The organism is Streptomyces sp. NEAU-sy36 (assembly GCF_013423905.1).
GTDB classification, from domain to species: domain Bacteria; phylum Actinomycetota; class Actinomycetes; order Streptomycetales; family Streptomycetaceae; genus Streptomyces; species Streptomyces misionensis.
The window spans coordinates 2,086,045-2,103,512 of sequence record NZ_CP058977.1 but is presented as its reverse complement, the minus strand read 5'-3'; the positions used below and the strand labels follow the sequence as shown (position 1 = coordinate 2,103,512).

Genomic DNA, 17,468 nt, shown 5'->3' with positions numbered 1-17,468 from the left:
TCGGGGAGCCGGCATCAGCTGTTGACGCAGGTGTTGCCGAAGGCGGGGTTCAGGAGCCCGATCACGTTGATCGTGTTGCCGCACACGTTCACCGGGACGTGCACGGGCACCTGAACGACGTTGCCGGAGACGACACCCGGGGAGTGCACCGCGGCACCCTGGGCACCGGAGTCGGCGACGGCCAGGCCCGCGCCCGCGAGAACCAGCCCACCGGTGGCAGCCGCAGCGGCGACGACCTTCTTGATCATTGTTCCTCCTCGTTGGCAAGGCGGCCCCAAGGTGCGGGGACCGCATCACCTGTAACGAGGAGGGAGTATTGGAGCTACGAGCTTATGGTCGCATTCACCCTTCTCAGTCGATCTCGAACGCGTACCCGAATGTCCGGGCGCCTCAGGAGGCGTCGATGAAGCGGTCGAGGACGCGGACGCCGAACTGGAGCCCGTCCACCGGCACCCGCTCGTCCACGCCGTGGAACATGCCCGCGAAGTCCAGCTCCGGCGGCAGCTTCAGCGGCGCGAAGCCGAAGCCGCGGATGCCGAGGTCGTCGAAGGACTTGGCGTCGGTGCCGCCGGACAGCATGTACGGGATCGCCTTGGCGGCGGGGTCCTCGGCGAGCAGGGCCGCCTGCATGGCCTCCACCAGGGCGCCGTCGAAGGTCGTCTCGACGGCCTTGTCGGCGTGCACGTCCTCGCGGCGGACGTGCGGCCCGAGCAGCCGGTCGAGGTCGCCGAGGAACTCCTCCTCGTAGCCGGGCAGGAAGCGGCCGTCGATGTGCGCGGTGGCCTCGCCGGGGATGACGTTGACCTTGTAACCGGCGTTCAGCTGGGTGGGGTTGGCGGTGTTGCTCAGGGTCGCGCCGATCAGCTTGGCGATACCGCCGAGCTTGGCGATCGTGGCCTCCATGTCCTCCGGGTCCAGCTCGGTGCCGAGCGCGTCGCCCAGCTCGTCGAGGAAGGCCCGGGTGGTCTTGGTGACCCGCACCGGGAACTTGTGCCGGCCGACCCGGGCGACGGCCTCGGACAGCTCGGTGATGGCGTTGTCCCGGTGGATCATGGAGCCGTGCCCGGCGGTGCCGGCCACGGTGAGCTTCATCCAGTGCATGCCCTTCTCGGCCGTCTGGATCAGATAGAGCCGCCGCTGCTCGTTCACGGTGAAGGAGAAGCCGCCGACCTCGCTGATCGCCTCGGTGACGCCCTCGAACAGCTCGGGGTGGTGATCGACCAGGTACCGGGCGCCGAAGGTGCCGCCCGCCTCCTCGTCGGCGAGGAAGGCGACCACGACGTCCCGCGGGGGCCTCCGCCCGCTGCGCAGCCGGTCGCGCACGACCGCGAGGGTCATGGCGTCCATGTCCTTCATGTCGACCGCCCCGCGGCCCCACACGCACCCGTCGGCGATCTCGCCGGAGAAGGGGTGGTGGGTCCAGTCGTCGGCGTTGGCCGGCACCACGTCCAGGTGGCCGTGGATCAGCAGGGCGGGCCGGGACGGGTCCTCCCCCGCGATGCGGGCCACGGTGGAGGCGCGGCCCGGGTGCGACTCGTAGATCCTGGGCTCCAGGCCGACCTCGGCGAGCTTCTCGGCGACCCACTCGGCGGCCTTGCGCTCACCGGGGCCGGAGTGGTCGCCGTAGTTGCTGGTGTCGAACCGGATCAGCTCGCGGCAGAGGTCCACGACCTCGTCCTCGCCGGTGACGCCCTGGGCCGTGTCCGTCTCGCTCACGCTGCTTCCTCCCGACTTCCCTGCTGGTGGTCCCCCTCATCCTCCCTCCGCCCCCGCCCCGGGCCCAAGACCGGTCCCGGCCCGTCACACGCCGTTCACGCCGGCCCGGCCCGGAGCGGGGGGTGATCAGCCACCTCCGAAAGCCTGGTAATGTTTCCTTCGTCGCCGCGAGGGAGACCCCACCGAGGGAAGCCCGCGCACGACAGACACCTTGTCCGGGTGGCGGAATGGCAGACGCGCTAGCTTGAGGTGCTAGTGCCCTTTATCGGGCGTGGGGGTTCAAGTCCCCCCTCGGACACCAGTGAGGGCCCCTGCTTCGGCGGGGGCCCTTTCGTGTGCCGGGGGGCGGGTGGGTTCCTAGACTTGGTCCCGTGCCCCGGGCCAATGACGAGGTCGAGGCGTTGCTGCGGGAGTACGCGGACCTCATCGCGATCACCGGAGGCGACGCGTTCAAGGCGCGCGCCTACGAGAAGGCGGCGCGGGCCATCGGCGGGTATCCGGCCGACGTCGCCAAGCTGGACGAGGACGGGCTGCGGGAGATCCCGAACGTGGGGCGGTCGATCGCCGACAAGGTGGCCGAGTACCTGCGCACCGGGACGATGGCCGTGGTCGAGGAGCGGCGGGCCAGGATTCCGGCCGGGGTGCGGGAGTTGATCACCATCCCGACCCTCGGTCCGAAGAAGGCCCTGCGACTGTACGAGGACCTGCACATCTCGTCGGTGAACGAGCTGGCCGCCGCGATCGAGTCGGACGCGCTGGCCGATCTCAAGGGGTTCGGGGAGAAGACGCAGGACAACATCCGGCACGGCATCGAGTTGCTGCGGCGGGCGGGGGCGCGGGTGCCGCTGCCGCTCGCGCTGGACACCGCCGAGGAGATCGTCGCCGCGCTGTCCGGGGTGACCGGCTGCCGGCGGTGTGCCTACGCGGGGTCGTTGCGGCGGATGCGGGAGACGGTCGGGGATCTGGACGTGCTGGTGGCGGCGCGGAAGTCGGGGCCGTTCATGGAAGCGCTGTGCGAACTGCCGGGCACCGCCGAGGTGATCGCGCGGGGCGCGAAGAAGACGTCGGTGCGCACCGGCAAGGGGCTCCAGGTGGATCTGCGGGTGCTGCCGCCGGAGTCGTGGGGCGCTGGGTTGCAGTACTTCACCGGGTCCAAGGCGCACAACATCCGGACCCGGACCATCGCGGTGCGCCGGGGGCTCAAGCTGTCGGAGTACGGCGTGTTCGACGCGCGGAGCGAGGAGTCCGTGGCCTCGCGCACCGAGGAGGAGGTGTACGCGCGGCTGGGCCTGCCGTGGATCGAGCCGGCGCTGCGCGAGGACCGCGGGGAGATCGAGGCGGCCCTGCGCGGGGAACTGCCCGAGGTGGTGACCGAGCGGGACGTCCGCGGTGATCTGCACACCCACACCGATCTGACCGACGGGCTGGCGTCGCTGGAGGCGATGGTGGAGGCGGCCGCGGCGCGCGGGTATGCGTACTACGCGGTGACCGACCACGCGCCGAACCTGCACATGCAGCGGATGACCGACGAGAAGATCCTCGGCCAGCGGGCGCGGCTGCGGGAGCTGGACGGGAAGCACCGCCGGATGCGGCTGCTGCACGGCACGGAGCTGAACATCGGGCCGGAGGGCGAGGTGGACTGGCCCGACGAGTTCCTGGCCGGTTTCGATCTGTGCGTGGCCTCGCTGCACTCGCACTTCGACCTGGGCCGCGCGGCGATGACCCGGCGGCTGGTGCAGGCCTGCGAGAACCCGTACGTCAATGTCCTGGGGCATCCCACCACCCGGCTGATCGGCCGGCGGCCGGGCGTGGACGCGGACTGGGACGAGGTCTTCGCGGTCTGCGCGCGCACGGGCACGGCGCTGGAGGTCAACGCACAGCCGGACCGGCTCGACCTGTGCGACGAGGACATCCTGCGGGCGCGGGCGCACGGGGTGCGGTTCGCGGTGAACACCGACGCGCACTCGGTGCCGCACCTGGCACAGCTGCGGTACGGCATCGGCACCGCCCAGCGGGGCTGGCTGACCCCGGACGACGTGATCAACACCTGGCCGCTGACCCGGCTGCGCCGGTTCCTGCGCAAGGGCGGGCGCTAGATCTGCACTGAGCGGGTGGCTCGACCGGCTGGTGGTCGTACGGGAGTCGACCAAGTGGTCGCCGGGGGCACGAGACCTGTGCCACGCTCTTCTCCCTACGGGAGAGGAACGACTGATGACCCGTTACCGATGCGGATCGTGCTCGTACCGGAGCCACCATCTGGGTGATGCCCAACAGCACTCACAACAGACGGGCCACGTCTGCACCGGCAAGGACGATGCCGGGCCGGCCGGAGGCCGGTTCGGCAAGGCCGGGGTCGTGGTCAAGGCCGGCGCCGGTGTTCTGGCCGCCACCACCATCGGGGCCCTCGCCTGGAAGTGCAAGGGACTCCAGGAAGAGCGCGACGGCCTCCTGTCCATGGCGGCGGGACTCGTCGTGCAGTTGGCGGAGGCGACAGCGGAGAACGAGAGCCTGAAGTCGGAGAACGACTACCTGAAGTCGGCCACCGGTGCCGCGAAGACCCTCAAGAGCTACGACGACCGAGTGGGCTAGAGGACCCGTACGGTCAGGGTGCCGTCGGTCGATTCTTCGATGCGGGCGCCCCGGGCGCGGGGGGCGAGGGTGGTGCGCAGCCAGGCGGTGTCCTGCCGGGAGGCGGGTTCCAGGCGCATCCGGCGGGCCTGGAAGGGCACGAGCCGCAGGCCGGTCAGGCGGCCGGTGGCCGGGTCGAGCGAGGCCAGGTGGAGCAGCCGGAGGTCGTCGCGGTAGCGCTCCTGGCCGCCGATGCCCTCGTAGTCGTCCACGAAGTCGCCGCAGCCGTACAGGACGAGTCGGCCGCGGTGGATCTCCAGGGGGCGGGGGTGGTGCGAGGAGTGTCCGTGGACGATGTCGGCGCCCGCGTCGACGAGCGCGTGGGCGAGACGGGTCTCGGCGTGGGAGACGGCGTAGCCCCAGTTGGGGCCCCAGTGGACGGAGACGACGACGAGGTCGCCGGGGCGGCGCAGGCGGTCGGCGAGGTCCCGCAGTGCGTCCTCGGTGAGCAGGGCGACTCCCGGCCGGCCGGCGGTGGCGGCCCAGTCGTGGGGGATGCCGCTGGAGGGCAGGCCGTAGGAGAAGACCAGGGCCCGGCCGCCTGCCGGCAGCGGGACGGCCGCCGGGCGGCGGGCCGTGTCGGTGTCGCGGCCCGCGCCGGCCGTGCGCAGGCCCGCCGCCGTCAGGGCGGCCAGCGTCCGGGTCAGACCGCGCGGGCCGAAGTCGAGGACGTGGTTGTTGGCGAGGGCGCAGACGTCGGGGCGGGCGGCGGTGAGGCAGGGCAGGTTGGCGGGGTGCATCCGGTAGTGGACGGCCTTGCCGGGGGCGAAGTCGCCGTCCGCGGTGACGGCGGTCTCCAGGTTGAGCACGCGCACGTCCGGCGCGGCCCGCTCCAGCGCGGGCAGCGCCTCGCCCCAGGGCCAGCAGGCGTCCACCGGACGGGGGATGGGGCCGTTGGCGGCCTCGGCGAGGGCGACGTAGTCGCGGGCGTCGCGGACGAAGTCCTCGCGCAGGGCCGGGTCGCCGGGGTGCGGGAGGATCTGGTCGACTCCCCGGCCGAGCATGACGTCACCGGTGAGGGCGAAGGTGACGGTTCCCTCGGGCATGGGTCGTCCCGGGCGCGGGTCAGACGTGTGCGGGTGCCATGTGGTCGGTGAACCAGTCGCGGGCCAGTTCGGTCACCCGGTCCAGCGTTCCGGGCTCCTCGAAGAGGTGGGTGGCGCCGGGCACGGTCGCCAGCCGGTTCTCGCACCGCAGCCGGGTCTGCGCGTCCCGGTTGAGGTCGAGGACCAGCGGGTCGGCGCCGCCGACGATCAGCAGGGTCGGTGCGGTGACCTCGGTGAGCCGGGGCCCGGCGAGGTCGGGCCGGCCGCCCCGGGAGACGACGGCGGCGGGGCGCCCCTCGGCGGCGGCCCACAGGGCGGCGGCCGCGCCGGTGCTGGCGCCGAAGTAGCCGACGGCGAGGTCCCGCACGGCGGGTTCGGCGCGCAGCCAGCGGGTGGCGGCCAGGAGCCGGGCGGCCAGCAGGGGGATGTCGAAGACGTTGTCCCGGTCCCCCTCCTCGGCGTCGGTGAGCAGGTCGAACAGCAGGGTGGCGAGCCCCGCGCGGTGCAGGCCCTCGGCGACGTACCGGTTGCGCGGGCTGTGCCGGCTGCTGCCGCTGCCGTGCGCGAAGGCCACGACGCCGGTGGCGTCGCCGGGCACGGTGAGCCGGCCGGCCAGCCGGACGGCTCCGGCCGGCACCGTCACCTCGCGGCCCGCTGCCGCGGTGTGCCGACGGCGGCGCAGGCAAGCGGTGACCTCGTCGTCCTCGGTCTGGGCGAAGTCGTCGTAGAACTGGCCGACGGCGGCGAAGTCCCAGGGTGTCTCCAGGCAGACCAGTTCGTCGGCGTCCCCGCCGAGGCGGCGGGCGAAGTCTCCGGGGGCGACGGGGACCGCGAGCACGATGCGGGCGGCGCCGCGGGCGCGGGCGACCCGGCAGGCGACGCGGGCGGTGGAGCCGGTGGCCACCCCGTCGTCCACCACCACGGCGGTCCGGCCGGCGACGGACGCGGAGGGGCCTTCGCCCCGGTAGCGTCCGGCCCGCTCGGCGAGCACCCGGCGCTCGCGCTCCTCGACGCGGGCGAGTTCCTCGTCGCTCACTCCGGTGCCGCGCAGCACGTCCGGGTTGAGCACGCGTACGCCGTCCTCGCCGATCGCGCCCATGGCCAGCTCCGGCTGGTAGGGCACGCCGAGTTTGCGTACGAGACAGACGTCGAGCGGCGCGTCCAGGGCCTCGGCGACGGCGGCGGCGACCGGCACTCCCCCGCGCGGCAGCCCGAGCACCACCACGTCCTGGCCGCGCAGGTACTCCAGGCGGCGGCCGAGCCGCCGCCCCGCCTCCAGCCGGTCGGCGAACCGCACGGCGGGCTCCGTCACTCCCGGGGCAGCCAGAGCGGCACGGGACTCTCCTCCTCGGCCGCGCCCAGCGCCCGCATGTCGCCGTTGGCGGCGCGCACCAGCAGACGGCCCATGGCGATCAGGGCGCGTCCGGCGGCCAGTTCGTCGCCGATCTCGGGGACGTCGTGGTCGTCGGGGCTGCGACGGGCCTCGGCGTGGCTCTCCAGGACGTTGTCCCCGGTGTCGAGGACGATCCGGGCCGTGGTGTCCGGATCGTGCTCGGACAGGTACAGGCTCAGCCGCCACTCCTTGACGGCCGGAGGATGGTGGCTCGTCACGGGTCGGGTCATCGTCCGTCCCTCCTCCTCGCGGCCGGTCCCGGGGCGCATGGGGCCGGCATTTCCACTCTGCACCCGCCCGGCGGCGGGCGCCTCCCCGGCCCCCGGCACAATGGGACGCATGAGCACGCGCACCTGCCCCTGCGGGCTTCCGCAGCCGTACGACGCCTGTTGCGGCCGTTTCCACTCGGGGGCCGCGAGCGCGCCGACCGCCGAGCTGCTGATGCGGTCGCGGTACTGCGCGTTCGTCAAGGGGGACGCGGGGTACCTGCTGCGCACCTGGCATCCGCGGACCCGGCCGGAACGGCTGGACCTCGATCCGCGGCTGCGGTGGACCGGCCTGGAGATCCTGGACGCCGGCAGCGGGTCCGCGTTCCACACCACCGGCACGGTGACCTTCCGCGCCTCCTACCGGGGCGGCTCGCTGCACGAGCGCAGCCGCTTCGAGCGGGTGGACGGGGCGTGGGTGTACGTGGACGGCGACTTCCTCGACTGAGGGCCCGTCACTCGGCTGTGGGCCCGAGCACGCCGGTCAGGGCGCCAGGATGTCCAGTTCCTGGAGGGCGCCCACGGTGATCTGCCGGGTGAGTTCCTCGGCACGGACCGCGTCGCGGGCGCGGACCGCCTCGGCCACCTGGACGTGCAGGGTGACGGCCGCGGGGTCGGGGTCCTCGAACATGACCTCGTGCCGGGTGCGGCCGCTGAGCACCTCCGCGACGACGTCGCCGAGGCGGGCGAACATCTCGTTGCCCGAGGCGCTGAGGATGACGCGGTGGAAGGCGACGTCGTGGAACAGGTACTCGCGCAGCCGGTGGCCGCGTGAGTGGGCGACCATGCCGAGCGCGCACTCGGTGAGTTCGGCGCACTGTTCGGCGGTGGCGAGCCTGGCCGTGAGCCCGGCCGCGACCGGTTCGATCGCGGAGCGCAGCACGGTGAGCGAGCGCAGCTGGTGGGGGCGGTCGGCGCCGGCCAGTCGCCAGCGGATGACCTGCGGGTCGTAGACGTTCCACTCGCAGCGCGGCCGGACGGTGACGCCCACCCGGCGGCGGGATTCGACGAGGTGCATGGACTCCAGCACCCGCACCGCCTCGCGCATCACGGAGCGTGACACCTCGAAGTGCTGGGCGAGTTCATCGGTGCGCAGGATGCTGCCCGGCGGGTACTCGCCCGCGGTGATCGCGGGGCCGAGGGTGTCCAGTACGCGGCCGTGCAGCCCCCGGCCCGGTGTGCTCATGCACTCAGCGTACGGCGTAGGTCACGGGAACAAAAAGTCAGACTTAAATGTCACAGTCTCTTGAATTCGTCGTACCTAATGGGTTTCAGTGTGGCGACGCCGCCGTGGCGTCGGATGTCGAGGAAGACAGCGAGGCAGTAATGCGAACCCCCCAGGTCGTCGTCGTGATGGGCGTCGCGGGGACGGGCAAGACCACGATCGGTCCTCTGCTCGCCGCGCGACTGGGCGTGCCGTACGCCGAGGGCGACGACTTCCACCCGAAGGCCAACATCGACAAGATGTCGGCCGGGATCCCGCTCGATGACGCCGACCGCTGGCCCTGGCTGGACGCCATCGGCCACTGGGCGCACGGACGGGCCGGGCTCGGCGGGGTGGTCAGCAGCTCGGCGCTGAAGCGGTCGTACCGCGACCGGCTGCGGGCCGTGGCGCCCGGTGTGGTGTTCGTGCACCTCTCGGGCGACCGGAAGCTGATCGAGGACCGGATGAGGCAGCGTCAGGGGCACTTCATGCCGACCGCGCTGCTGGACTCCCAGTTCGCCACGCTGGAACCCCTGGGGCCGGACGAGGCGGGTGTCGCCGTGGACGTCAGCGGAGATCCCCAGGAGATCACCGAGCGCGCCGTCCAGGCGCTGGCCGGGCTGTCCACCGCATCCGCGTAACACCCTCCCCAACCCCGTAACCGCAAGGAACTCCCGTGACCAGACTCAGCGTCGAGATGCTGGCAGCGGACGCCCCTCCGCCGATCACCTCCGCCGGGCACGCCCAGTTGGGCATAGCCGCCCTGGTGGGCATCGTGGTGATCGTCCTGCTCATCACCAAGTTCAAGCTGCATGCCTTCCTGGCGCTGACCATCGGGTCGCTGGCGCTCGGAGCGGCCGCCGGAGCGCCGCTCGACAAGGTGCTCACCAGTTTCACCACCGGGCTCGGCTCCACGGTCGCGAGCACGGGCGTGCTGATCGCGCTGGGCGCGACGCTCGGCAAGCTGCTCACCGACTCGGGCGGCGCGGACCAGGTCGTGGACACGATCCTCGCCAAGGCCGGCGGCCGGGCGATGCCGTGGGCGATGGTGCTCATCGCCTCCGTGATCGGCCTGCCGATCTTCTTCGAGGTCGGCATCGTGCTGCTGATCCCCGTGGTGCTGATGGTCGCCAAGCGCGGCAACTACTCCCTGATGCGCATCGGCATCCCGGCGCTCGCCGGTCTGTCCGTGATGCACGGCCTGATCCCGCCGCACCCCGGCCCGCTGGTCGCGATCTCCTCGCTGCACGCCAATCTGGGCGTGACGCTGGCGTTCGGCATCCTGGTGGCCATCCCGACGGTGATCGTCGGCGGTCCGCTGTTCTCGAAGGTCGCGGCCCGCTGGGTGGACGTCCCGCCGCCGGACCGGATGCTGCCGCAGCGCCCCTCCGATGAGCTGAAGCGTCGTCCGAGCTTCGTCGCCACGCTGGTCACCATCCTGCTGCCGGTGGCGCTGATGCTGGTCAAGGCGCTGGTGGACATCATCATCGACGACCCCGCCAACACCACCCAGCGTGCCTTCGACGTGATCGGCGCCCCGCTGATCGCGCTGCTCGCCGCCGTGATCGTCGGCTTCTTCACGCTGGGCCGGCCCGCCGGGTTCAGCAAGGAGCGGCTCCAGGCGACGGTGGAGAAGGGCCTGATGCCGATCGCGGGCATCCTGCTGATCGTCGGCGCGGGCGGCGGCTTCAAGCAGACGCTGATCGACTGCGGTGTCGGCCAGATGATCCTGGACGTCTCGAAGAACTGGTCGATCCCGGCGGTGCTGCTGGCCTGGCTGATCGCCGTGGTGATCCGGCTGGCGACGGGCTCGGCGACGGTGGCGACGGTTTCGGCGGCCGGTCTGGTCGCGCCGCTCGCGGCCGACATGTCGACCGCGCACACGGCCCTGCTGGTGCTGGCGATCGGTGCGGGTTCGCTCTTCTTCAGCTTCGTCAACGACGCCGGCTTCTGGCTGGTGAAGGAGTACTTCGGGCTCAGCGTCGGACAGACCGTCAAGACCTGGTCGATCATGGAGACGATCCTGTCGGTGGTCGGCGGCGCGCTGATCCTGCTGCTGTCACTGGTCGTCTAGCCCCCCCCCGCACACGACGGTGACGATCCGCCCCCTCGACGGCCCGCGCGGCCGGCGAGGGGGCGGACGCGTTCCCGGGTGCGGTCGGGGGGCGCGCGCGTCGTTCACGGACGCCACAGCGGGTGCTCCCGTCGCGCCCACTCCCCGCTCACCGTCCCCGTGCGCAGGCCCCGCCGGGCCTCCGGGTCGCCCAGTGCCATGCCGATGTGGCCCGCGAGGACGACGGCGATGGCGAGGGCCAGCCAGTCGTGGACGAAGGTGGCGGCGGTGCGCCAGACCAGCGGGGCGAGATGGGTGAACCACATCGCCAGGCCGGTGCCGAGCATCACGAGGGCGGCGCCGGCGATCCAGGCGGCGTAGATCTTCTGCCCGGCGTTGAACTTGCCCGCCGGGCGGGCGCCGTGCCGCCGGTCGCGGCGCGCGGCCGCCCACAGCCAGAGCCGGTCGTGCGGACCGAACCGGTTCAGCAGCCGCAGGTCGGCGCGGAAGGCGCGGAAGGCCAGGCCCACCAGGACGGGAACCGGCAGCGCGATCCCGGCGCACTCGTGGACGCGGACCACCAGTTCCCGGCGGCCGACCAGCACGGCGAGCTGGGGGATGTAGAGGACGGCCGCGGTCAGCACGCACACCCCCATCAGCGCGGCCGTGGTGCGGTGCACCCAGCGTTCGGCCCGGCTGAAGCGGCGCAGCCGGGTGGCCGGGCGGGCCGGGGCGTCAGCCGGTGGGTTCATCGGTGCGTCCGTTCGAGCGGCCGACCCAGGCGTCCACGTCGTAGCCCAGCTTCTCCCAGTAGCCGGGCCGCACCCGGTCGGTGACGGTGATGCCGGAGAGCCACTTGGCCGACTTGTAGAAGTACATGGGGGCGACGTAGAGGCGGACGGGGCCGCCGTGGTCGTGGCCGATGTCCTTGTCCTGCATGCGCAGGGCGACCAGGACGTCCGGGCGGCGGGCCTGGGCGAGGGTGAGGCTCTCGGTGTAGGTGCCGTCGAAGCAGGTGAAGCGCAGGGCCCTCGCGGTCGGGCGGACCCCCGCGGCGTCCAGCAGGTCCGAGAGGCGCACGCCCTCGAAGGGGGTACCGGGCACCCGCCAGCCGGTGACGCACTGGACGTCCCTGACCAGCCGGGTCTGCGGCAGGGCGCGCAGGTCGGCGAGGGTGTAGGTGCGGGGGTGGTCGACCAGGCCGCCGATGGTGAGGCGGTAGTCGGCGGCGTTCTTGTCCGGCACCGACGCGGCGACGGAGTAGTAGCGGAAGCCGCCGCCGTTGGGGAGCAGGCCGCTCAGGCCCGTGGGGTCCTTGCCGGCGAGGGACTCCAGGCCGCGTTGCAGGGCGGGCGCGGTGAGCACGCCGAGGGCGCCCAGGCCGAGGGTGCCGAGGAAGACGCGGCGGCCGACGGGGGTACCGCCGCGTTCCTCGGGGGATTCGGGGTTCACCCCTTCATTCGAGCACCGGGGGCGGCGCCTGACCAGGGCTTCCGGGCGCTGGTCAGGGTTTCGTAAGGACTCGCGTCCGCGGCGCGGCGCTCAGGCCGGTGCCCGCAGGGCACGGGCGCGGGCGGTGCGGAAGGCGAGCCAGGGGTCGCGGTGCGGGTAGCACCAGGGGACGCGGGTGGCGTGCGGGCCGATGCGCCGGAACAGGACGGCGGCCTCCGCCGGGCGGCCCGCGGCGGACAGCGCGAACGCGAGGTGGTTGAGGTCGATGTGCCGGCGGGGGTGCTCGTCGTGCTCCCACTCCAGCCACCAGTCGAAGCCGGCCCGCAGGATCCGCCGGGCACGCGGCCCGCTCCAGTGCGCCGAGACGTTGGGGTCGGCCGGGGCGAGCCCGGTGGCGGCGAGCACCCGGTGGCGCTCGGCGAGGGCGACGACCGGCAGGACGGCCAGCGGGGAGTCGGCGGGGGCCGCGGCGGCGGCCGCCTCGGCGAAGTCGTACACCTCGTGGGACTCGGCCCGGCCGCCCGAGGGGCGTTCGGCGAGGCGGGCGACGAGCAGGTGGTGGGCGTGGTGGTGCTCGGGGTGGCGGCGGCGCACCTCGGTGAAGGCGTCCAGCACCTCGGTGTCGGCGCCCTGGGTGCGGGCCAGCCGGAGCAGGCCGAGCCAGGGGGTGGGGTCGCCGGGGGCGAGCGCGGCGGCCCGCGCGCAGGCCGCGCGGGCCCGGCCGGGGTCCTCCCGGCCGCGCAGGGCGCGCCGTACCCGGGCGAGGGCGAGCAGGGCGGCGGCGTCGGCGGAGGCGGGTTCGGCCTTCAGCCAGTCCCGGGCCCAGGCGGCGGCGCACGGCTCGCGGGCGAGCACGGCCAGCCGGTGGCCACGGCGGTCCCAGTCGTCGCCGGTGCGCAGCAGCAGGGAGCGGGCGGCCTGTCTGCGGCCCTGGCCCAACGCGGCGCGGGCGGTGCGTAGTTCGGGGTCGTCGAGGGCGTCGTCGTAGGCGCCGGGGGCGGCCGGGGCGGTGGGTCCCGGCCCGTCCGTGCGGACCCGGCGGGCGACGAGCAGGGGCGGGAGTGGTGACACCGCGGGACTTCCTGTTTCTCGGGCTGCCATCGGCCGATCACGGACAGCAAACCCGCAGGCCAAGGTTTGCGTCAAGCGGAACGCGCCTGTTGATGGGTTCAACTACCGTGCGGGCCAAGGAAATTGGGGTATATGCCCGGGGAGGGTGCCGTGGGGCGGCCACACTCCGGACGAGTTCCGGGCGTGCGGCTGTGGCGTACGCCATGGCGCCCCGCGTCCGGGGCGCCGACCATGGCGGGGCAACCGCCCGTTTCCGGGTCCTTCCGGGGCAATGCCGCCCCGGGAGCGCTACAGTCGGCCCCTACGCGTCCGTGGTCCGGCCGGATGATCGAGGTACGCAGCGTGTCCGTTCTGGTTCTCCTCCTCGCCGTGAGCGCGGCCTGCTGTCTGGGCCTCGGCTTCGTGCTCCAGCAGAACGCCGCGCAGCAGGCGCCGCTGAGCGACTTCCTGTCGTTCCGGCTGCTGCTGGACCTGATGCGGGTGCCGCGCTGGCTGGGCGGGCTCGGGCTGATGGTGGCCGGCATGGTGCTGGGCGCGGTCGCCCTCGGCAAGGGCGAGATCTCCCTGGTGGAACCGCTGCTGGCCACCAACCTGCTGTTCGCGCTCGCGCTGTCGCGCCACCAGACCAAGCAGCCGCTGGGCCGCCAGGGGTGGGCGGGGCTGCTGCTGCTCGCGGGCGGGGTCAGCGCGTTCATCATGGCGGGTGAACCTCGCGCCGGCACCGCCATCGCCGATCCGCTGCGGCACTGGCTGATCATCGGCCTGGTGGTGGGGGCGGCGCTCGCGCTCACCACGTACGCCAAGCGCTCCCGGCTCAGCTGGGGCCCGGTGCTGCTGGCCCTGGCGGCCGGGCTGCTCTACGGGGTGCAGGACGCGCTGACCCGGGTGAGCGGCACCCTCTTCTCCGACGGCGGCTTCGGTGAACTGTTCACCAGCTGGCAGCCGTACGGGGTGTTCGCGTGCGGGGTCACCGGACTGGTGCTGGTGCAGAGCGCGTTCGAGACGGCGCCGCTGCGGATGTCGCTGCCCGCGCTCACCGCCGCCGAGCCGCTGGCCGGAATCCTGTGCGGGGTGGGCTTCCTCGGCGACCGGCTGCGTACCGACACCGGGGCGCTGGCCTGGCAGGCGGCCGGGCTCGCGGCCGTGGTCGCGGGCATCGTCCTGCTCGGGATGCACCCGGCGATGCCGTGCGGCGCGACGGAGGCGGAGCCGCCGGCCCGCGACCTCCAGCGCCGCTGACCGGCCGCCCTGACCTCCGGCGCCACGACCGGCCGCCCTGACCTTCCGCACCACGACCGGCCGCCCTGACCTTCCGCACCACGACCGGCCGCCGTCACCTCCAGCGCCGCCGAACCGCCGCCCGTGCGCGCCCGTGTTTGGATGAGGTCATGAACCCTGCTGACGAGATCCTCGACATCGTCGACGAACACGACCGGGTCGTCGGGCAGTTGCCGCGCGGCGAGGTGTACGCCCGGGGGCTGCGCCACCGCTGCGTCTTCATCCAGGCCAGGGACGCGGCCGGGCGGCTGTTCGTCCACCGGCGCACTGCCACCAAGCTGGTCTTCCCCTCGCTGTACGACCCGTTCGTCGGCGGGGTGGTCGGCGCGGGCGAGTCGTACGACGAGGCGGCGCTGCGGGAGGCCGAGGAGGAGCTGGGGGTTTCCGGACTGCCCCGGCCCACGCACCTGTTCACGTTCCTCTACGACGACGGGGCCGGCCGTTCCTGGTGGTCGGCGGTGTACGAGGTGCGCTGCGAGCTGCCGGTCGACCCGCAGAGGGAAGAGGTGCAGTGGTACGGCTTCCTCACCGACGAGGAGGTCGAACGGCGGCTCGGCGAGTGGGAGTGGGTGCCGGACGGGCTGGCGGCGTACCGGCGGCTGGCGGAGTTCCGGGCCGCCGGCAACTGATCCCGCGCCGCCCGGCGGGCCGCCGGGCGTGCCGTGGCCCCGGTCACGTTTCCCGCCATGTTCGCCGTACGCACTGGACGACATACCGACCGGTCGGCATCATGAATCGCGTCCTGTACGACCGTTCGTTGGAGTGAATATGAGCGCCGACCACCCGCCCGGACTCGACCTGGACCGGCTGCGCCTCCTGCTGGAGCGCGAGCGTCCCGGTCTGGTGCGGGGCCCCCTCGGCGGACGGCTGATCGAGGGCGGCCGGTCGAACCTCACGTACGCGCTCACCGACGGCGCCTCGCGGTGGGTCGTCCGCCGGCCGCCGCTCGGCCATGTGCTGGCCACCGCGCACGACATGAGGCGCGAGCACCGCGTGATCAGCGCGCTGCACCCCACCTCCGTACCGGTCCCCGCCCCTGTGCTGCTGTGCGAGGACGAGGAGGTGCTGGGCGCGCCGTTCTACGTGATGGAGTTCGTGGAGGGCACCCCGTACCGCACCTCCGGGCAGCTGGCCGCGCTGGGCGAGGAGCGGGTGCGCAGCGCGGTGCTGTCCCTGGTGGACACGCTGGTCGAGCTGCACGCCGTGGACCCCGCCGGGGTGGGCCTCGGCGACTTCGGCCGGCCCGAGGGCTATCTGGACCGGCAGCTGCGCCGCTGGGGCAAGCAGCTGGACGCCTCCCGCAATCGCGACCTGCCCGGCATCGACGAGCTGCACGCCACCCTGGGCCGCCGGCTGCCCGCCTCCCCCGCGCCCGCCGTCGTGCACGGCGACTACCGCCTGGACAACGTGCTGATCGGGGCCGACGACCGGATCACCGCGATCCTCGACTGGGAGATGTCCACCCTCGGCGATCCGCTGACCGACCTCGGTCTGCTGGTGATGTACAGCCGCAGCCTCGACGTGCCCGACTCGCCCGTGGCCACCACCGCCGAGGCACCGGGGCACCCGGCCCCCGCGGAACTGATCGAGCGGTACGCGGCCCGCTCCGGGCGGGACGTCTCGGCCGTCTCCTGGTACGAGGCGTTCGCCTTCTTCAAGCTCGCCGTGATCGTCGAGGGCATCCACTACCGCTACACCCTCGGCCAGACGGTCGGCCGCGGTTTCGACCGCATGGGCGCTCTCGTGCCCGTCCTCATCGACCACGGACTGACCACTCTTCAGGAAGGCTGACCGTCATGGACTTCGCGTTCGACGCGCGCACCGAGGAGCTGCGGGCCAGGCTGCTCGCGTTCATGGACGAGCACGTGTACCCGGCCGAGGCGGTCGCCGAGGAGCAGCGGGCCGCGCTGGACTCGCCCTGGCAGACCCCGCCGGTCGTCGAGGAGCTCAAGGCCGAGGCCCGGCGGCAGGGCCTGTGGAACCTGTTCCTGCCCGACGCCGAGTACGGCGCGGGGCTCACCAACCTCCAGTACGCGCCGCTCGCCGAGATCACCGGGCGCTCCCCGCAGCTGGCGCCCACCGCGACGAACTGCGCCGCGCCCGACACCGGGAACATGGAGGTGCTGGCGCAGTTCGGCAACGAGCAGCAGAAGAAGCAGTGGCTTGAGCCGCTGCTGGCCGGTGAGATCCGCTCGGCGTTCGCGATGACCGAGCCGGAGGTGGCCTCCTCGGACGCCACCAACATCACCACCCGGATCGAGCGGGACGGCGACGAGTACGTCGTCACCGGCCGCAAGTGGTACATCTCCGGGGCGATGAACCCGGACTGCCGGATCTTCATCGTGATGGGCAAGACCGACCCGGACGGCGCGGACATCCGCCGCCAGCAGTCCATGGTCCTGGTGCCGCGCGACACGCCCGGTGTGACCGTCCGGCGGGCGATGCGGGTGTTCGGCTACGAGGACCACTTCCACGGCGGCCACGCCGAGGTGGTCTTCGACCGGGCGCGGGTGCCGGTGACCAACCTGATCGGCGAGGAGGGCGGCGGCTTCGCCATCGCGCAGGCCCGGCTCGGCCCCGGCCGGATCCACCACTGCATGCGGCTGATCGGCATGGCCGAGCGGGCCATCGAGCTGATGTGCCGCCGGGCGGTCTCCCGCACGGCGTTCGGCAAGCCGCTGGCCCGGCAGGGCGTGGTGCAGAACTGGATCGCCGACGCCCGGGTGACGGTCGAGCAGCTGCGGCTGCTGGTGCTGAAGACGGCCTGGCTGATGGACACCGTCGGCAACCGGGGCGCGCACACCGAGATCCAGGCCATCAAGATCGCCACGCCGCGCGCGGTGGTCGCCATCCTGGACCGCGCCATCCAGCTGCACGGCGCGGGCGGGGTGAGCCAGGACTTCCCGCTGGCCGAGATCTACGCCGCCGCCCGCACCCTGATGCTGGCCGACGGCCCCGACGAGGTCCACCAGCGGTCACTGGCCCGGCGGGAGCTGAAGAAGTACCTGTAGCAGCCGCCAGGACTAGGGTCTTTCGTTTGGATCAGGCCGGATCAGGGAGCGGGGTCTGGTGCGTGCAGATGCAAGGCGGAGGAGGGAGTCAACGCGGAGCGTTGGCGACCGACGACAACGCCGCAGATGTGCGTGCCAGACCCCGCGAGCCCGGCATGATCCAGACGAGAGGCCCTAGTAACCGCCGAAGTAGGTGTGGTCGGCGCGCAGCAGGGCGCCGAGGAAGGAGCGGAGGCGGGACAGGGGCGAGGGTCTGCGTGTCATGCGTCCAGCGTGGCGCGCGGGCCGTCCACCGGTCCAACAGATGGATTCGCTGGGAGCCATCGCTTTTATGAATGGTTCTCTACGAT

The 17,468-nt window shown here is 72.9% G+C and carries 18 protein-coding genes and 1 tRNA gene; 10 read left to right on the top strand and 9 right to left on the bottom strand.

All coding sequences use genetic code 11. The features are described from left to right. Positions 1-14 precede the first annotated feature (14 nt). Positions 15-248 carry a chaplin ChpH gene (gene chpH, locus HZZ00_RS09595; protein WP_074991889.1) on the bottom strand — a complete coding sequence of 78 codons (234 nt, stop codon included), beginning with the start codon at positions 246-248 and terminating at the stop codon, positions 15-17. A 142-nt stretch (positions 249-390) separates the two neighbouring features. Beyond that, positions 391-1,716 carry a M20/M25/M40 family metallo-hydrolase gene (locus tag HZZ00_RS09590; RefSeq protein ID WP_180331799.1) on the bottom strand — a complete coding sequence of 442 codons (1,326 nt, stop codon included), beginning with the start codon at positions 1,714-1,716 and terminating at the stop codon, positions 391-393. Between the two features lie 213 nt (positions 1,717-1,929). Between HZZ00_RS09590 and HZZ00_RS09585 the strand changes: the two genes are divergently transcribed. The 3 genes from HZZ00_RS09585 (at position 1,930) to HZZ00_RS09575 (ending at position 4,305) form a co-directional block, all read left to right on the top strand. Then, positions 1,930-2,017 (top strand) — tRNA-Leu (locus HZZ00_RS09585). Positions 2,018-2,087: 70 nt separating this feature from the next. After that, positions 2,088-3,812 carry a DNA polymerase/3'-5' exonuclease PolX gene (polX, locus tag HZZ00_RS09580; RefSeq protein ID WP_180331798.1) on the top strand — a complete coding sequence of 575 codons (1,725 nt, stop codon included), beginning with the start codon at positions 2,088-2,090 and terminating at the stop codon, positions 3,810-3,812. 115 nt (positions 3,813-3,927) lie between these two features. Then, on the top strand, positions 3,928-4,305 hold the full coding sequence (locus HZZ00_RS09575; RefSeq protein WP_180331797.1) for a hypothetical protein: 378 nt from the start codon (positions 3,928-3,930) through the stop codon (positions 4,303-4,305). On the opposite strand, the gene HZZ00_RS09570 is transcribed toward HZZ00_RS09575, so the two are convergent. The 3 genes from HZZ00_RS09570 to HZZ00_RS09560 are packed head-to-tail and all read right to left on the bottom strand — an operon-like array spanning position 4,302 to position 7,013. Then, positions 4,302-5,390, bottom strand: a complete 1,089-nt coding sequence (locus tag HZZ00_RS09570) for a CapA family protein (protein WP_180331796.1) — start codon at positions 5,388-5,390, stop codon at positions 4,302-4,304. The two genes, HZZ00_RS09575 and HZZ00_RS09570, sit on opposite strands and share 4 nt — an antisense overlap. A 19-nt stretch (positions 5,391-5,409) precedes the next feature. Next, entirely contained in the window at positions 5,410-6,687 is a 1,278-nt protein-coding gene (locus HZZ00_RS09565) for a phosphoribosyltransferase family protein (protein ID WP_180331795.1), read from the bottom strand. An 11-nt stretch (positions 6,688-6,698) separates the two neighbouring features. Further along, on the bottom strand, positions 6,699-7,013 hold the full coding sequence (locus HZZ00_RS09560; protein ID WP_070028030.1) for a dsRBD fold-containing protein: 315 nt from the start codon (positions 7,011-7,013) through the stop codon (positions 6,699-6,701). A gap of 109 nt (positions 7,014-7,122) precedes the next feature. Here HZZ00_RS09560 and HZZ00_RS09555 point away from each other — a divergent pair, with 109 nt between their 5' ends. Beyond that, the gene (locus HZZ00_RS09555; protein ID WP_180331794.1) at positions 7,123-7,497 is read left to right on the top strand and encodes a YchJ family protein; all 375 of its coding nucleotides are present in this window, start codon (positions 7,123-7,125) and stop codon (positions 7,495-7,497) included. Positions 7,498-7,533: 36 nt separating this feature from the next. Here HZZ00_RS09555 and HZZ00_RS09550 read toward each other — a convergent pair whose 3' ends face one another. After that, on the bottom strand, positions 7,534-8,235 hold the full coding sequence (locus HZZ00_RS09550; protein ID WP_070027889.1) for a FadR/GntR family transcriptional regulator: 702 nt from the start codon (positions 8,233-8,235) through the stop codon (positions 7,534-7,536). Between the two features lie 140 nt (positions 8,236-8,375). Between HZZ00_RS09550 and HZZ00_RS09545 the strand changes: the two genes are divergently transcribed. Together HZZ00_RS09545 and HZZ00_RS09540 are read left to right on the top strand one after the other, a co-directional pair. Then, the gene (locus tag HZZ00_RS09545) at positions 8,376-8,894 is read left to right on the top strand and encodes a gluconokinase (protein WP_180331793.1); all 519 of its coding nucleotides are present in this window, start codon (positions 8,376-8,378) and stop codon (positions 8,892-8,894) included. 35 nt (positions 8,895-8,929) lie between these two features. Next, on the top strand, positions 8,930-10,327 hold the full coding sequence (locus tag HZZ00_RS09540; RefSeq protein ID WP_070027892.1) for a gluconate:H+ symporter: 1,398 nt from the start codon (positions 8,930-8,932) through the stop codon (positions 10,325-10,327). A 104-nt stretch (positions 10,328-10,431) separates the two neighbouring features. On the opposite strand, the gene HZZ00_RS09535 is transcribed toward HZZ00_RS09540, so the two are convergent. From HZZ00_RS09535 to HZZ00_RS09525, 3 genes are all read right to left on the bottom strand, one after another. Next, on the bottom strand, positions 10,432-11,058 hold the full coding sequence (locus HZZ00_RS09535; RefSeq protein ID WP_180331792.1) for a cytochrome b/b6 domain-containing protein: 627 nt from the start codon (positions 11,056-11,058) through the stop codon (positions 10,432-10,434). Further along, positions 11,042-11,758 carry a molybdopterin-dependent oxidoreductase gene (locus HZZ00_RS09530; RefSeq protein WP_180331791.1) on the bottom strand — a complete coding sequence of 239 codons (717 nt, stop codon included), beginning with the start codon at positions 11,756-11,758 and terminating at the stop codon, positions 11,042-11,044. Before HZZ00_RS09530 ends, HZZ00_RS09535 begins: the two co-directional genes overlap by 17 nt. Positions 11,759-11,848: 90 nt before the next feature. After that, on the bottom strand, positions 11,849-12,829 hold the full coding sequence (locus HZZ00_RS09525) for a hypothetical protein (RefSeq protein ID WP_180331790.1): 981 nt from the start codon (positions 12,827-12,829) through the stop codon (positions 11,849-11,851). 342 nt (positions 12,830-13,171) lie between these two features. Between HZZ00_RS09525 and HZZ00_RS09520 the strand changes: the two genes are divergently transcribed. The 4 genes from HZZ00_RS09520 (at position 13,172) to HZZ00_RS09505 (ending at position 17,118) form a co-directional block, all read left to right on the top strand. Then, a complete protein-coding gene (locus HZZ00_RS09520; protein WP_180331789.1) occupies positions 13,172-14,068 on the top strand; it encodes a DMT family transporter in 897 nt (298 codons plus the stop codon). A 149-nt stretch (positions 14,069-14,217) separates the two neighbouring features. Beyond that, positions 14,218-14,736 carry an NUDIX hydrolase gene (locus tag HZZ00_RS09515; protein WP_180331788.1) on the top strand — a complete coding sequence of 173 codons (519 nt, stop codon included), beginning with the start codon at positions 14,218-14,220 and terminating at the stop codon, positions 14,734-14,736. A gap of 139 nt (positions 14,737-14,875) precedes the next feature. Further along, the gene (locus tag HZZ00_RS09510; protein ID WP_180331787.1) at positions 14,876-15,898 is read left to right on the top strand and encodes a phosphotransferase family protein; all 1,023 of its coding nucleotides are present in this window, start codon (positions 14,876-14,878) and stop codon (positions 15,896-15,898) included. A 5-nt stretch (positions 15,899-15,903) separates the two neighbouring features. Then, entirely contained in the window at positions 15,904-17,118 is a 1,215-nt protein-coding gene (locus tag HZZ00_RS09505) for an acyl-CoA dehydrogenase family protein (protein WP_180331786.1), read from the top strand. Positions 17,119-17,468: the final 350 nt, after the last annotated feature.

Coding starts and splice junctions, on each gene's coding strand:
- HZZ00_RS09550 (WP_070027889.1), bottom strand. CDS start 8,235: ATGAGCACACCGGGCCGGGGGCTGCACGGCCGCGTACTGGACACCCTC.
- HZZ00_RS09505 (WP_180331786.1), top strand. CDS start 15,904: ATGGACTTCGCGTTCGACGCGCGCACCGAGGAGCTGCGGGCCAGGCTG.
- HZZ00_RS09545 (WP_180331793.1), top strand. CDS start 8,376: ATGCGAACCCCCCAGGTCGTCGTCGTGATGGGCGTCGCGGGGACGGGC.
- HZZ00_RS09575 (WP_180331797.1), top strand. CDS start 3,928: ATGACCCGTTACCGATGCGGATCGTGCTCGTACCGGAGCCACCATCTG.
- HZZ00_RS09570 (WP_180331796.1), bottom strand. CDS start 5,390: ATGCCCGAGGGAACCGTCACCTTCGCCCTCACCGGTGACGTCATGCTC.
- HZZ00_RS09515 (WP_180331788.1), top strand. CDS start 14,218: ATGAACCCTGCTGACGAGATCCTCGACATCGTCGACGAACACGACCGG.
- HZZ00_RS09510 (WP_180331787.1), top strand. CDS start 14,876: ATGAGCGCCGACCACCCGCCCGGACTCGACCTGGACCGGCTGCGCCTC.
- HZZ00_RS09535 (WP_180331792.1), bottom strand. CDS start 11,058: ATGAACCCACCGGCTGACGCCCCGGCCCGCCCGGCCACCCGGCTGCGC.
- HZZ00_RS09560 (WP_070028030.1), bottom strand. CDS start 7,013: ATGACCCGACCCGTGACGAGCCACCATCCTCCGGCCGTCAAGGAGTGG.
- chpH (WP_074991889.1), bottom strand. CDS start 248: ATGATCAAGAAGGTCGTCGCCGCTGCGGCTGCCACCGGTGGGCTGGTT.
- HZZ00_RS09555 (WP_180331794.1), top strand. CDS start 7,123: ATGAGCACGCGCACCTGCCCCTGCGGGCTTCCGCAGCCGTACGACGCC.